The sequence below is a fragment of the Micromonospora sp. NPDC003776 genome (genome assembly GCF_053605645.1).
This window is the reverse complement of record NZ_JBSGJR010000158.1, coordinates 1-12226: the sequence shown is the minus strand read 5'-3', so window position 1 is coordinate 12226 and position 12226 is coordinate 1. Positions and strand designations below refer to the sequence as shown.

General features: G+C 73.3%; 13 protein-coding genes, 1 tRNA gene and 1 pseudogene. 7 read left to right on the top strand and 8 right to left on the bottom strand.

Features of this window, described 5'->3' with window-relative positions:
* The 3 genes and pseudogenes from ACWEVO_RS15515 to ACWEVO_RS15505 all read left to right on the top strand — a co-directional run.
* Positions 1-684 (top strand): annotated as a pseudogene (locus tag ACWEVO_RS15515) (hypothetical protein); the annotation flags it as partial.
* Positions 685-822: 138 nt separating this feature from the next.
* The gene (locus tag ACWEVO_RS15510; protein ID WP_452308193.1) at positions 823-1368 is read left to right on the top strand and encodes an RNA polymerase sigma factor; all 546 of its coding nucleotides are present in this window, start codon (positions 823-825) and stop codon (positions 1366-1368) included.
* Complete coding sequence (locus ACWEVO_RS15505) at positions 1365-2429, top strand: CU044_5270 family protein (RefSeq protein ID WP_452308192.1); 1065 nt, start codon at positions 1365-1367, stop codon at positions 2427-2429. Before ACWEVO_RS15510 ends, ACWEVO_RS15505 begins: the two co-directional genes overlap by 4 nt.
* 40 nt (positions 2430-2469) lie before the next feature.
* Here the strand turns inward: ACWEVO_RS15505 and ACWEVO_RS15500 are convergent, their stop codons facing one another.
* Together ACWEVO_RS15500 and ACWEVO_RS15495 are read right to left on the bottom strand one after the other, a co-directional pair.
* Positions 2470-3012 (bottom strand): DinB family protein, encoded by a 543-nt coding sequence (locus tag ACWEVO_RS15500; protein WP_452308191.1) that lies wholly within the window; start codon positions 3010-3012, stop codon positions 2470-2472.
* A complete protein-coding gene (locus tag ACWEVO_RS15495; RefSeq protein ID WP_452308190.1) occupies positions 3009-3881 on the bottom strand; it encodes a dihydrodipicolinate synthase family protein in 873 nt (290 codons plus the stop codon). The genes ACWEVO_RS15500 and ACWEVO_RS15495 overlap by 4 nt, the downstream gene beginning before the upstream one ends.
* Before the next feature lie 71 nt (positions 3882-3952).
* Here ACWEVO_RS15495 and ACWEVO_RS15490 point away from each other — a divergent pair, with 71 nt between their 5' ends.
* Both ACWEVO_RS15490 and ACWEVO_RS15485 read left to right on the top strand, forming a co-directional pair.
* The gene (locus tag ACWEVO_RS15490) at positions 3953-4834 is read left to right on the top strand and encodes a LysR family transcriptional regulator (RefSeq protein WP_452308194.1); all 882 of its coding nucleotides are present in this window, start codon (positions 3953-3955) and stop codon (positions 4832-4834) included.
* Positions 4835-4884: 50 nt separating this feature from the next.
* On the top strand, positions 4885-5343 hold the full coding sequence (locus tag ACWEVO_RS15485; protein WP_452308189.1) for a hypothetical protein: 459 nt from the start codon (positions 4885-4887) through the stop codon (positions 5341-5343).
* Between the two features lie 4 nt (positions 5344-5347).
* On the opposite strand, the gene ACWEVO_RS15480 is transcribed toward ACWEVO_RS15485, so the two are convergent.
* Positions 5348-6100, bottom strand: coding sequence for a DinB family protein (locus ACWEVO_RS15480; protein WP_452308188.1), 753 nt, complete (start codon positions 6098-6100; stop codon positions 5348-5350).
* A gap of 188 nt (positions 6101-6288) precedes the next feature.
* Between ACWEVO_RS15480 and ACWEVO_RS15475 the strand changes: the two genes are divergently transcribed.
* Positions 6289-6483, top strand: coding sequence for a general stress protein CsbD (locus tag ACWEVO_RS15475; RefSeq protein WP_452308187.1), 195 nt, complete (start codon positions 6289-6291; stop codon positions 6481-6483).
* 5 nt (positions 6484-6488) lie between these two features.
* Here the strand turns inward: ACWEVO_RS15475 and ACWEVO_RS15470 are convergent, their stop codons facing one another.
* Positions 6489-8168 carry a hypothetical protein gene (locus ACWEVO_RS15470; protein ID WP_452308186.1) on the bottom strand — a complete coding sequence of 560 codons (1680 nt, stop codon included), beginning with the start codon at positions 8166-8168 and terminating at the stop codon, positions 6489-6491.
* A 479-nt stretch (positions 8169-8647) separates the two neighbouring features.
* Here ACWEVO_RS15470 and ACWEVO_RS15465 point away from each other — a divergent pair, with 479 nt between their 5' ends.
* Complete coding sequence (locus tag ACWEVO_RS15465) at positions 8648-9154, top strand: DUF1775 domain-containing protein (RefSeq protein ID WP_452308185.1); 507 nt, start codon at positions 8648-8650, stop codon at positions 9152-9154.
* 111 nt (positions 9155-9265) lie between these two features.
* On the opposite strand, the gene ACWEVO_RS15460 is transcribed toward ACWEVO_RS15465, so the two are convergent.
* The 4 genes from ACWEVO_RS15460 to ACWEVO_RS15445 all read right to left on the bottom strand — a co-directional run bounded on the left by ACWEVO_RS15460 (position 9266) and on the right by ACWEVO_RS15445 (position 12008).
* Positions 9266-10480, bottom strand: coding sequence for a low temperature requirement protein A (locus ACWEVO_RS15460; RefSeq protein ID WP_452308184.1), 1215 nt, complete (start codon positions 10478-10480; stop codon positions 9266-9268).
* A gap of 58 nt (positions 10481-10538) precedes the next feature.
* Positions 10539-11045, bottom strand: coding sequence for a DUF892 family protein (locus ACWEVO_RS15455; RefSeq protein WP_452308183.1), 507 nt, complete (start codon positions 11043-11045; stop codon positions 10539-10541).
* A gap of 158 nt (positions 11046-11203) precedes the next feature.
* Positions 11204-11277: transfer RNA gene (locus ACWEVO_RS15450), tRNA-Ala, on the bottom strand.
* Between the two features lie 170 nt (positions 11278-11447).
* On the bottom strand, positions 11448-12008 hold the full coding sequence (locus ACWEVO_RS15445) for a dihydrofolate reductase family protein (protein WP_452308182.1): 561 nt from the start codon (positions 12006-12008) through the stop codon (positions 11448-11450).
* Positions 12009-12226 lie beyond the last annotated feature (218 nt).

Below are 12226 nucleotides of genomic sequence, written 5' to 3'. Positions count from 1 at the left end.
CAGTTCCCGGCGGCGCCGGGCGGGGCGTACCCGCCCGCGCCGGGTCAGCCGTTCGCGCCGCCGGCGAAGAAGTCCAACAAGGGACTGTGGATCGGCCTCGGGGTCGGCGCGCTGGTCCTGCTGCTGCTCTGCTGCGGCGGCGGCATCTTCGCCATCTACAGCGGGGGCAAGAAGGCGCAGGAGGCGATCGACAGCCTGCCCACCACCGCCCCCACCTCCGCGCCGTTCGACACGCCCACGCCGGAGGAGTCGGACGCCGCCCCGGACACCCGCCCGACCGACGGCGAGACCTTCAACATGAAGCCGGGCGACACGCTGATCATCAACGACGACGACGGCACCGTCGAGATCACGCTCAAGAACTTCCGCACCAAGACCGAGTCCTGCCAGCAGTTCATGCCCGGGCCGAAGAAGGGCATGTTCCTGATCGCCGACGTGACCGCCAAGGTCACCAAGGGCACCGGATCGATCAACCCGTTCTACTTCCGCTGGAAGGGTACGGACGGCAGCGAGGAGAGCGGCATCTCCGGCGCCTTCTCCGGCTGCGGCAAACTGCTCAACTCGGGCAACAACCTGCCGGCCGGGACGACGCGTACCGGCCAGCTCGTGCTCGACGTCAAGGACAAGAACGGCGTGGTGGAGTACCAGCACAACTTCCAGGCCGCCGGCTCCTGGAAGCCCTGACCCGAGACGCCCCACGACGGGGGCCGGTCCCATTCGGGACCGGCCCCCGTCCGCGTTCCACGATCCGCCGGTAAGAACCGGGCCGGTACCCGCACTACCTGGTGACGGCACACCTCCGGCGACAAGGAGCAGCAGCCAGTGGATGCAGCAGAAGCAGGGGCCCGGTTCACCGAGCTGTACGAACGGCACCACGCAGCGGTGTACGCGTACGCGGTGAGCCGGGCGGGCCGGCAGCTCGCCGACGACGTCGTCGGCGACACCTTCCTGGTCGCCTGGCGGCGGCTGCCCGAGGTCCCGGCGGCGCCCCTGCCGTGGCTGCTCGGGGTGGCCCGCAACGTGGTCCGCGAGCGGTACCGGGAGGAGGTGCGCCAGGCGTCCCTCGCGGCCGAGATGCGGGCCTGGGCCGACGAGGCGGGCGACGACGTGGCCGAGGGGGTCGCCGAGCGGTCCGCCGTGCTCGGGGCACTGGCCCGGCTCGGTGACGCCGACCGGGAGCTGCTGACCCTGGTGGCCTGGCAGGGGCTGTCCCACCGGGCCGCCGCCCGGGTGGTGGGCTGCTCGGTCGCCACCTTCGCGGTCCGGCTGCACCGTGCCCGCCGCCGCCTGGAACAGGCCGTCTCCGCCGCCGATGAGGTGGTCCGTCGGGTTCCGTCCCCGCTCAGTGTGAAGGAGTTCAGCCGATGAGTCGGCGTCGAGATGTGTTGCAGGTGCTGTCCGAGTCCCGGCCGGCGCGGCTCGACCCGGGGGACGCCCGGTTCGATCCGGCCACCGTCACCGCGTACCCCCGGTTGGAGCCGGACCGGCGCGCGATCCGGCCGGTGGCGCGGCGTCGGCTCGTGCTGGCGGCCGCCCTCGTCCCCGCGCTGGCGGCCGGAGCCCTCGCGGTGGTCGTCGCGGTGCACCCGGACGCCTCCCCCACGCCGCGCCCGCGGGCCGCGGTCCCCCTGCCGGCCCCCGCCACCGCCCGGCAGCTGCTGCTGACCGCGGCCGAGACGGTCGGTGCCACCGAGGCGGGTGCCGGCCGGTACTGGAAGAGCGTCGTGGAGCACGGTGACGTGCGCCAGGTCGGTCCGCCCGGCGGCCGGTACGCCATCGTCCAGCGGACGCGGGTGGAGACCTGGTCCGCGACCGATCCGGCCGACCGGACGTGGGTGTTCGTCCAGTCCCTCGGTGCCCGCCCGGTGAACGCCGCCGACGAGGCGGCCTGGCGGCGGGCCGGCTCCCCGACCCGCTGGGGGGAGGTGTCCGCCGCGCCGCAGGAGCGGAGGCTGCGTACCCCGGAGGGGCTCGACCCGGCGCGGAACTACCTCCTCGGCGGTCGGCCGGTCACCCTCGCGGAGCTGTCCGCGCTGCCCACCGACCCGGCCGCGCTGCGGACCGCGCTGCTGAAGCGGCAGGCCGGTGGCACCGAGAGCGACGCCTGGGCCCTCTTCTGGAGCGCCACCCAGCTCGTCCTCGACCTGCCGGCCACCCCGCAGGTCCGGGCGGCGGCCTACCGAATGCTGTCGGGTCTGGCTGGGGTGACCGAGTTGGGGCCGGTGACGGACCCGCACGGCCGGGCCGGCATGGCGCTGGGCTACACCCGGCGCGGCGACGGGGGGCTGGCGCAGCTCCGGCTGGTCGTCGACCCGGGTACCGGGCTGGCGCTGGCCCAGGAGTCCTGGGACGCCGACCTGGGGCGGCCGCTCAGCTACCAGGCCGTGCTCGACGCGAGCTGGACGGACGCGGAACCGCCGAAGGCGTGACCCGTCCCCGAGGCCGTCCCCGCCCGGGGACGGCCTCGGGTCAGCCTCCCACCGGCGCCGGCCCGGCCGCCGCCGGCTGTCGGTCCAGCATCCCCCGGACCAGTGCCGCCTGCCCGACGTGCTGCAACGCGTCGGTCAGCACGCCGAGCAGCCGCTCGTGCACGGTCGCCGCGTCACCGAGGGTCGGGCTGTGCACCGTCCGGCCCGGATCGTCGTCGCCGGTCAGGTAGTCGTCGACCATCACGACCACCGCCCGGTGGTAGCCGGCGAGGACGTCCGGCGCCGGGCTGCGGAAGGCGGCCACCTCGGCGGCCGGGTGGCGGTAACCCGTGTCGGCCGGGTCGGGCCGCCGGCCGAACCGGGCGTGCCACCCGTCCGCCAACCAGAGCTGCGGGCGTCCGCGCAGCTCGCTGACGTTCCGGTCGTGGCTGCGGGTGAGGTGCCACAGCAGCCAGCCGATCGGGTTGGTGCCGGGGACCGCCGGCCGGTCGAGCAGGGCGGGGTCCAGCCCGTCGAGCACCGCGGCGACCTCGGCGGCGATCCGGTGCACCAGGTCCCGGGCCAGCGCCCGGTCCGCGGTCATGCCGGCACCGCCGCGAGTTCGTCCGCGTGCCGGAGGGCGTGCGCCGTGGCGGCCGGGGTGGCGGGCAGCAGCGGCGGGCGGACCGCCGGTGTGGGGATCCGGCCCCGGGCGTGCAGCACCGCCTTGATCACCGCCGGGTTGGGCTCGGCGAAGAGGGCACGCGAGAGGGTGGCCAGCCGGTGCCCGAGCGGCCGGGCGCGGGCGGCGTCCCCGGCCCGCCAGGCCGCGACCAGCGCGGCGAAGTCGGCCGTGGCGACGTGTGCCGAGGCCAGGATGCCGCCGTGTGCGCCGAGGGCGAGCAGGGGTGAGACGTACGCGTCCTCGCCGCCGAGCACGGCGAAGTCCGGGGGCACGTCGGCCAGGAAGGCGAGGGTGTCCGCGTCGATCCCGCCCACCGCGTGCTTGATGCCCACGATGCCGGGGATCGCGGCGAGCCGGCGCAGCGCCCCGGCCGAGAGCTCCTGCCCGGTCCGGTACGGCACGTGGTAGACGACCAGCGGCACCGGCGAGGCCTGGGCCAGCCGGGTGAAGTGGGCCAGTACGGCCTCCTCGCCGGGTCGCAGGAACGGCGGGACGAGGCAGAGCGCGGCCGCGACGCCGTCGCCCAGCCCGCGCAGCGCCTCGACGGTGTGCGCGCCGACCAGGAGCGGCGCGTTCCGTTCCCGGCAGGCCCCGCCGACCACGTCGAGCACCACCCGCCGTTCCGTCTCGGTGAGCGCGTGCGGCTCAGCGGTGGTGCCCAGCGCGACCAGGCCGGCCGCGCCGGCGTCCAGCGCCTCGTGGGCGAGGGCGGCGAGCGCGTCGCGGTCGACGCCGTCCCGCTCGTGGAAGGGCGTGATCAGCGGTACGTACAACCCGTGCAGCGTCATGCCTCCAGCCTGCGCCGGACGACCCTGAAGAACCAGTTCCGATTGCTCAACGGATGCGTAAGCTGAGCTTCATGCTCGACGTCCGCCGCCTGCGGCTGCTGCGGGATCTGGCCCGGCTCGGCACCATCGCCGCCGTCGCCGAGGCGCACACCTACACCGCGTCCGCCGTCTCGCAGCAACTGGCCGCGCTGCAACGGGAGGCCGGCGTGGCGCTGCTGGAACGGGCGGGCCGCCGGGTCACCCTCACCCCGACCGGGGAGGCGCTGGTGCGGCACACCGAGGTGGTGCTCGCCGCGTTGGAGGCCGCCGACGCCACCCTCGCCGCCGCGCGGGGCGGGCTCTCCGGCACGGTACGCATCGGCGCGTACCCGAGTGCGGTGCGCACCCTGCTGCCGCCGGCCCTGGTCGCGCTGGCCCGCGACCATCCGGCGCTGGACCTGATGGTCACCGAACTGGACCCGGTCGACGTGCCCGACGCGCTACGCGACCGCCGCCTGGACGTGGCCCTCGCGCACGACTACGACGTGGTGCCGACCGCCCCCGATCCCGCGCTCGACTCGACGCCGCTGCTCGCGGAGACCGTCTACCTGGCCGTACCGGCCACGATGGCGGTGCGGACGCTGGCCGACGTCCGGCAGGCGGACTGGATCCTGGGCAGCCCCCGCACGTTGTGCCACGCGGTGGCGCGGCACGCGTGCCGGCTCGCCGGCTTCCCGCCGACCGTGCGGCACCACGCCGACGACTTCACCGCGATGCTCGCCCTGGTCGCCGCCGGGCAGGGGGTCGCCCTGGTGCCGGAACTCGCCGTCGGCCGGCCGCCCGAGGGCGTCCGCCTCGTCCCCCTCGACCTGCGCCGCCGTACCCGCATCGAGTACCGGAAGGGGGCGGGCGACCATCCGGCGGTGGCCGCCTGCGTCGCGGCGCTCCGCGCCGCCGCCCGGGAGCGCGGGTGACCGGCCCCGCCGGCAGTGGTCGGCGCCGTCCCCGGCCTGATCTTTCCGGCGTGCGGGAGCTCCGGGATCTGGCGGTGCGGCTCGCCCTCGGGCGGCTGAACGGCGACGACCTGCCGATGGCAGCGGCGTCGGCCCTGGCCGAGGGGATCGACTCACCGGCGCTGCGGGAGCTGGCCGGACTGTCCCGGGGTGAATCCCGGGAGGCGGTGGACCTGTTCCAGGTGGCGATGACGGAGCTGGGCCATCCGGTCCCCGACCGGCGCGGCGCCCGGCTGCACCTGATGCGGGCGGCGGCGACGGCCATCGTCACGGGCGAGGGCGATCCGGAGGACCTGGCCCACGAGATCTACTGGCAGGCCTGCCACTCCGGCTCGGCAGAGCTGCAGCTGATCGGCCGCCACTTTCTGGAGCTGTACGCCGGCTGGGGCGTCACGGCCGCCGACGAGCAGGAGTCGGCGGCGGCCGTCCGGGCGGCGGCGGCGGAACTTCTCCGGGACCACCCGGCCTGAGGCGCTACCGCGTCGCCAGCACCGCGAGGTCCCGCTCGGCGTAGCGGCGGTGCTCGACCTCCTCCTGCATGATCACCCGTAGGCACTCGCGGACCGGCTGCGGCGGCTCGTGCCAGGCCTCCGGCAGCCGGCCCGGGCAGATCCGGTCCAGGTCGTCATCGGTGAGCCGGTCCACGATGCCGCGCACCAGCGCCATCCGCTCGGCGCGTGCCGCCAACACCTGGCCGTACGAGGGGCGGGCGTCCCGGTCGAGGTCGAGCGCGGCCTCGTCCTCGGGCGGGTAGTCGGTGGGCGGCAACGCGAGCGGGTGGTAGGGAGCCGGATCGCCGAGGATCACGTGCCCGGCCCACAGGTCGGTGGCGAAGACGAGGTGCCGGAGGGTCTCCACGAAGGACCACTCCTCGTCGACCCGCTCGTGCCGGGCCGCCTCGGGCAGCCGCTCGGCGCCGGCCACCGTCTGCGCCCAGAGCCGCTCCAGGGTGGCCCAGACGGCGCGGTGGTCCTCGGCGGTGCGCAGCTCACGCACCCGCACCCGTTCCGGGTGCCGCCGGTCCAGTTCGGCGGCCACGTACGCGGTGACGTCGACGTCGTTGACCACGAGCCGGTCGATGTCACCCCCGATGCGGACGTCGACCAGGGCGGCACTGAGGATCCTGGCCCCACTCAGGTCGCACGCGCGGAGCCGGGCGCCGGCCAGGTCGACGTCGGTGAACCGGGCGCCACGGAACTCGTCGGTGTGCGCGTACTCCGCTGCCATCGCGTCATTGTGCGCCCGACGGCCGACAGTGGCCGGCCTGCGGTGACGGCGGGGTGGACTGCGCGATCCACCGCGCGGCGGGGCACGACCTGCTGTGCCCGGCCGTTCGCGGCGGGTTTTCCGGCGCTCTCGGCGGGGACGCGGGTCAGGAGCGGTATCCCGACCGCCCACGACGGCAGGGAGGCGACATGAGCTCCACCGAGCGGTCGAACGACAAGCTCGAGCAGCTGGCCGGACCGGCCCGGGCCCGCATGGGCGACATGACCCGGGCCGAACGGGCCGAGGCGGACCAGGTGATACGGCAGGACGAGTTGCGGGGCGAACAGCCCGGGGAGCACGTCCAGAAGGACGCCCGGGACGCCCGGGACGACTTCACCACCTGACCGGCTCAGTAGCCGCGGAACACCCCGGGCTTCCACAGGAACCCGTACGTACGCACCGAAGCCTGGGCGGGCGCGTTCCGGTCGTCTCCGGTGTAGACGGCACTGAACGTGACCCGCTGGTACGTCGGGTAGGTGGCGGAGAGCCTGCCGTACCCGTCAACCTCGCCGCACTTGAGCGTCCTGCGTGCCTGCCCGTACGGCTGGGCGTAGAGGCAGAGGGTGCGGTTGGTGTAGGTGGTGCCCAGCTGCGCGGTCACCGTCGCGCCGCGGCCGGAGGTCACCTTCGCCGTGATGCTCAGCGGGGTGGCGACGCGCGACACCTCCACGGTGGCTGACCGGCTGGTCCCGGGCTGCGCCGCGTCGCCCGGGAAGGTCACGGTGTAGGTGTTGGTGCCGCCGACCAGCGGCGTGTCGGTGAAGGCGAAGGTGCCGTCGGCGGTGGTGGTGACGTCGGGCAGCGGGTGGCTGCCGTTGAGATCCTGCTTCGCCACCCGCAGCGTCCGCGGCGCCGACACGTCGCCGCCGGCGAACGCCAGGGTTCCGCTGATGGTCAGTCGCGCCGCGCGGGTGCTGGTCTTCGGCGCGGCCAGCAGGATCGTGGTGCCGGCGGTGCGGAAGTCGGTCAGCAGAAGCAGGGTGGGGTTCTTCCGGTCCTGATCCGTGGTGACCGCGTAGAGCGTGCGGCTGTCGGCGCTGACCGCCAGCCCCTGACGCTCCACGTTGTGGCCGGCGGGGAGGTCGTACCGGCGTACCGGGGTCCCGTCCGTCCGCCTGACGTGGATCGAGTCCGTCTCGCTGGAGCCGAGCATGACGAAGGCGCCGTCCGGGGACGTCGCCACCGCGTACGGCCAGGTGCCCGACGGGTACGTGCCGGCCGGGGACAGATCCGTCGTCGAGAACGCCAGGTGCTCGGTCCCCACCAGGTTGTATTCCGACTCGGGATCGTCCACGTAGGAGCAGGCCAGGACCGCCTTGCCCCCGTCGGCCGTCAACGCGGCGTCCTGGAGCCGGCCACAGGCTTCCAGCGGCACCGACGCGATCCGCGACGGGGTCCCGGACGAGACGTCGTACAGGATCGGCCGGCCGGGCAGGGTGACGCTGCCGCTGGCCCGTTCCAGCAGCAGCAGCAGGCCCGGCTTGGCCGGGGAGCTCCGGAGGAACGGCGCGCTGTAGTAGTAGTCGGTGCCGCCGAGCGGCAGGTCCAGGGCCACGACCGGGGCCGGGCCTCGCACGTCGATGGATCCCAGCTTGCCCTTGCCGCTCTGGCAGCCGTAGCCGACGTAGATCTTCCCGCCGGCCGGCGCCAGCCATTCGGGGCAGGTGCCGGCGCCCATGCTGTAGCGGTGCGTCTCGGTCAGCGTCGTCGTGTCGATCGCGGCGACCGCGCCCGCCTCGATGAGGGCCACGTAGAGCTTCGAACCGTCCGGGCTCAACGCCATCCCACTGGCGCCCGGCAGGTTCGGGATCGTCCGCTGGGTGTCGCCGGAGAGGTCGGTCACCCGCAGCTCCGACTGGTAACGGCCCTGGCTGAAGAAGAGCTGGCGGTGCGACGAGTCGACCACCATGTGCTTGTAAGTCTGGAGGCCGAGCCCCACCGAGCCGTCCGCGTACGCCACGCCGGCGGCCAGCGGCGCCACCGCGCCGACGGCGGCACCGAGCACCGCGACCATCAGACGGGCAAACATCCTGACCCGCACGCGCCCCGCCCCCGTTCCCGGCGCTCGCGCGCCGAAGCTTGGGCAGGAGCCTAGAGGCGGGCTCGGCGCGGGAGCCAGGCGGCTCGGAAAAGATCATCCGAGTAGGCCGGGCGTCGGGCCGACCGTCCGACCCGGACGGCCGCGCTGAGGGGCCGCCGAGTTCGGACCCCTAGCCGGGCAGGCGGCGGGGTCGTGGTGCGGGTGGGCACGTTCTGGGGTCGCCGACGCAGCCGGGCGCCTGCGGCGTTCCCGCTGGTCAAGGTCGGTCCTGCGGGGCGGCCTAGACGGTCCTCGGGGTGCCGGCCGGCCCGCTCGGGACCAATCACGGGTGGCCCCGCGGAACGCAGCAATCTGCGCGAAGACACGGCCGAGGGCCCTCACCATGCTGGGTCCGGTGCCGGGCCGGGCGGACGGCTGACGGCTGACGGCTGACGGCGATGAGCATCCTGAGCCTCTGGAGGAGACGAGTGAGCAGACTGATGCGACGTGCCGGGGTCGTCCTGGTGGCCGCCGCTGTGGCGGTCGGCGTCGCCGCGGCGCCGGCCGGCGCGCACGTGGTCACCACGCCGAACACCGCCGACACCAAGTTCTTCCACACCGCGTTCCGGGTCGGGCACGGCTGCGCCGGTTCACCCGCCACGGCCGTACGGGTGCAGATCCCCGGGGGCCTGCACCTCGTCACCCCCGATCCGGTGCCCGGCTGGGAGGTCCAGGTGACCCGCGCGGTGGGCGAGGGCCACGGTTTCGGCCGCATCGTCGAGGTGGCCTGGGTCGGTGGACCGCTGCCCGACCACGACGTCCAGCTCTTCGGGCTGGGCTTCCGGATCGACGAGAAGGCCCCCGAGGTGCTGTGGTTCCCGACCGTCCAGCAGTGCGAGGTCGGCGAGACCGACTGGGTGCAGATTCCGCCCAGCGTGGCCGAGTGGCACAACGTCCCGAACCCGGCCCCCTACGTCATCAACACGGCCTGGTGAGGCGACCGGCCACGGTCGGCGGTGGCTGACGCCCCTCGGGAGCCTGCTCCGGCAGGCGTTCCCGAGGGCGGTTGCCAGCCACCGCCCGACCGTGGCCGGCGCCAGCTGCGGCTAGGTGACCGGGGACGGGGCCTCCGGTGGGCGGCCGGCAGCCTGCCGGGCGTCCGCGAGGGCGACGCCGAGCAGCACTGCGACCGCCGCAGCGGCGGCGAACAGCGGCGGACCGAAGGCCAGCGGCGGCCCCAGCAGGGCCAGCGCGCCGATGCCGACCAGCCGGCGTACGGCGAGCCGGTTGAAGACGATCCGTTCCAGCCGGATCCGGCCCAACAGGAAGACCGCCGGCCCACCGAGGATCACCACGATCCAGGCCGCCCGGGTCTGCCCGCCCGGATGGGCCAGCACGTCTTCCGAGCCCGCGGCGATGGCCACGATGCCGAGCACCATCACCAGGTGGGCAGCGCCGATACTGCGGCCGAGCGCCGCCGGGTTCGACGACATAGCGACGGCCTCGGCCAACACCTGGCCGGCGCGATAGAAGTAGATCCGCCACAGCAGCACCGATGACAGGAATGTGATCACCAGGGCCACCGTCGCAGCGGACGTGGTGTGTCTGGTGTAGGTGATACCGATCGACACGACGGTCTCGCCGAGCGCGATCAGCATCAGTTGCTGGTACCGCTCCGGCAGGTGTCGGGTGCTGGCCATCGCCCATGCGGTGGTGGGCCATCGGCCCATGCCGGGTAAGGGCCAGTTGAACCGCGCCACGACCAGATCCACGGTGATCGCCACCGACCACAGGGCGATCCGGTAGGGCCCCTGCACCACCGCTCCCCAGAGCCAGACCACGCCGGTGGCGGTGAACCAGAGGGCCTGGCGGGTGAAGAGGGACCGTACCCCTTCCTGCCCCCGCAACAGCGGCAGGAGCAGCCATGGACGTCCGACCTGAAGCAACACGTATGGCACGGCGAAGGCGAGGCCGTGACCGACGAAGGCGTACGGCAGGGACGTCGACATGATCAGCAGGCCGAAGGCGCTGACCAGGACCATCACCTGGACCTGACCGCAGCGCGGACTGAACCGGCTGGTGATGTACGCGGTGGTCGTCCACAGCCAGAGCAGCGGCAGGGCCAGCACGAGCGTGTACAGCAGCGACAGCCAGCGCCGGCGCGCGTCGTCGGAGAGGAGGTCCGGCACCACCCGGCTGACCACGCCGATCAGGGCGAAGACCAGCACCAGGTCGAAGAACAGCTCCAGGAAGTTGGCCTGCCGGGATTCCTCCGCACCGCGCACGACGTTCCTGGCCTGCACCGACTCGGGCTCTCCCACCGGCCCGTGGTCGCCGGATGGCTGGGTTCCGCGCACCGGCTCGCTCAACGCGCCGGACTTACGCGGGCCGCGCGACCGGGGCCAGGAGCCGGGTGCCGAGTTCGTGGCCGTACCGTTCGATACCGGCCACGTTCTCCTGCTTCTGGACCAGGTTGGTGTGTAGACATTGCACGCACTTGTCCTCGCCCATGAGAACGGCCCAGTCGAAGACGGTCTTGTGCGCGGCAATGGTGAGATACAGGAACCGGATCAGGGTGTCGACCGCGAACTGGTCGACCATGTTCGATGACGGGTTCGCCCGCACGAATGCTTCGAACCGGTCATAGATGCCGTCGACAGTCTCGGACCGGGTCGGGGCCAGGGCGGTGCCGATCGCCGCCGCGCAGGAGTTGATGTTCTCCTCCCACCGCGCGCAGTCCTGCTGCTCGGTCCGGACGATCTGCCGGAGATCGTGGTCCTTGACCCGATGGGCCAGGAAGTCGAGCATGCGCAGCCCGGATGTCTCCATCTCCGCCAGAATGCCCAGCTCGTAGATGAACAGGTCGCGCGTGGTGTCAATCGGCATGGGCTCTCCCTCATCTCGCCGCGGCGGTGCGGCCGCCTACCCGCCCGGCGGGCACCAAAACCGTTGACCGCCAATTCACAGGAGGGCGGAGCGCCGGGCCACCGATCACACACGCGAAAAGGCCGTCTCCGACTGGCGGAAACGGCCTTTGAACTGGGTGGAGCTGAGGGGATTTGAACCCCTGACCCCCTCGATGCGAACGAGGTGCGCTACCGGTCTGCGCCACAGCCCCTCCGCTGGCGTACCAGCGTCGGTCCCACCCGGCTTTTACCGGGCGGGCCGGCGACAAGGCTAACAGGTGAGCGCCCTCCCCCGCGAACCACCCCACCGGATGCGGAGGTCTTGGAGGGAAAAGGCCCCCAGAGGGGCCCAAACCTTCCAAGATCTCCAGCCGCAGCCGAACTAGGCGGGGGCGGGGGCGTAGGCGAGGTTCAGGACGCCGCTCTTGAACGTCTCGCTGCTGATCAGCCGTAGCGGGCAGGTGGGCGTCTCCTCGAACAGTCGCTGGCCGCTGCCGAGGGCGATCGGGTGCACCAGCAGGCGCAGTTCGTCCAGCAGCCCGTTGGCCAGCAGCCACCGGACCGTGGTGGGGCTGCCCGACATGGCGATCTCCCCGGCGGACTGTTCCTTGATCTCCCGCAGCCGCGCCGCGACCTGCTCCGGCCCGCCGGAGAGCAGGGTCGTGTTCCGCCAGGTCGCCTCGTTGAGCGTGTTCGACAGGACGTACTTCGGCACCGCGTTGATGAAGCCCGCGAAGCCGCCGTCGTCGCCGTCGGCCTTGTTCGGCCAGTACTCGGCCCATTCCTGGTACTGCTTGCGCCCCATCAGGAACGCCGTGGCCCGCTCCACACCGTGCCCGACCGCGGCGCCCATCTCGTCGTCGAAGTAGGGGAAGTGCCACTGGTCGGGCCGCTCCACGACACCGTCGAGCGAGATGAAGAAGTTCGACACGATCCTGGCCATGATCTGCTCCCTGTGCGTCGGTGCGGGCCGGCCCTGCGCCGGCCTTCACCAACCCGTCGAACGACCACCGCCGGCTTCGACAACCGGCGGCCAGAAATTTTCAGGCGCCGCGCCCGGACTGGTAGGGCCGGCCGCGCAGGCCGCCGGCCCGCCGGTAGGAGACCGAGCCGCCGCTCGCCGCCGGCGGCAGGTCGGCCGGCCGGTCCAGGCCCATCGCG

Bases quoted from the DNA above. Each gene is read 5' to 3' on its own strand.
- ACWEVO_RS15505 (WP_452308192.1), top strand. From the start codon at position 1,365: ATGAGTCGGCGTCGAGATGTGTTGCAGGTGCTGTCCGAGTCCCGGCCG.
- ACWEVO_RS15455 (WP_452308183.1), bottom strand. From the start codon at position 11,045: ATGCCGATTGACACCACGCGCGACCTGTTCATCTACGAGCTGGGCATT.
- ACWEVO_RS15445 (WP_452308182.1), bottom strand. From the start codon at position 12,008: ATGGCCAGGATCGTGTCGAACTTCTTCATCTCGCTCGACGGTGTCGTG.
- ACWEVO_RS15480 (WP_452308188.1), bottom strand. From the start codon at position 6,100: ATGGCAGCGGAGTACGCGCACACCGACGAGTTCCGTGGCGCCCGGTTC.
- ACWEVO_RS15470 (WP_452308186.1), bottom strand. From the start codon at position 8,168: ATGTTTGCCCGTCTGATGGTCGCGGTGCTCGGTGCCGCCGTCGGCGCG.
- ACWEVO_RS15500 (WP_452308191.1), bottom strand. From the start codon at position 3,012: ATGACCGCGGACCGGGCGCTGGCCCGGGACCTGGTGCACCGGATCGCC.
- ACWEVO_RS15495 (WP_452308190.1), bottom strand. From the start codon at position 3,881: ATGACGCTGCACGGGTTGTACGTACCGCTGATCACGCCCTTCCACGAG.
- ACWEVO_RS15475 (WP_452308187.1), top strand. From the start codon at position 6,289: ATGAGCTCCACCGAGCGGTCGAACGACAAGCTCGAGCAGCTGGCCGGA.
- ACWEVO_RS15490 (WP_452308194.1), top strand. From the start codon at position 3,953: ATGCTCGACGTCCGCCGCCTGCGGCTGCTGCGGGATCTGGCCCGGCTC.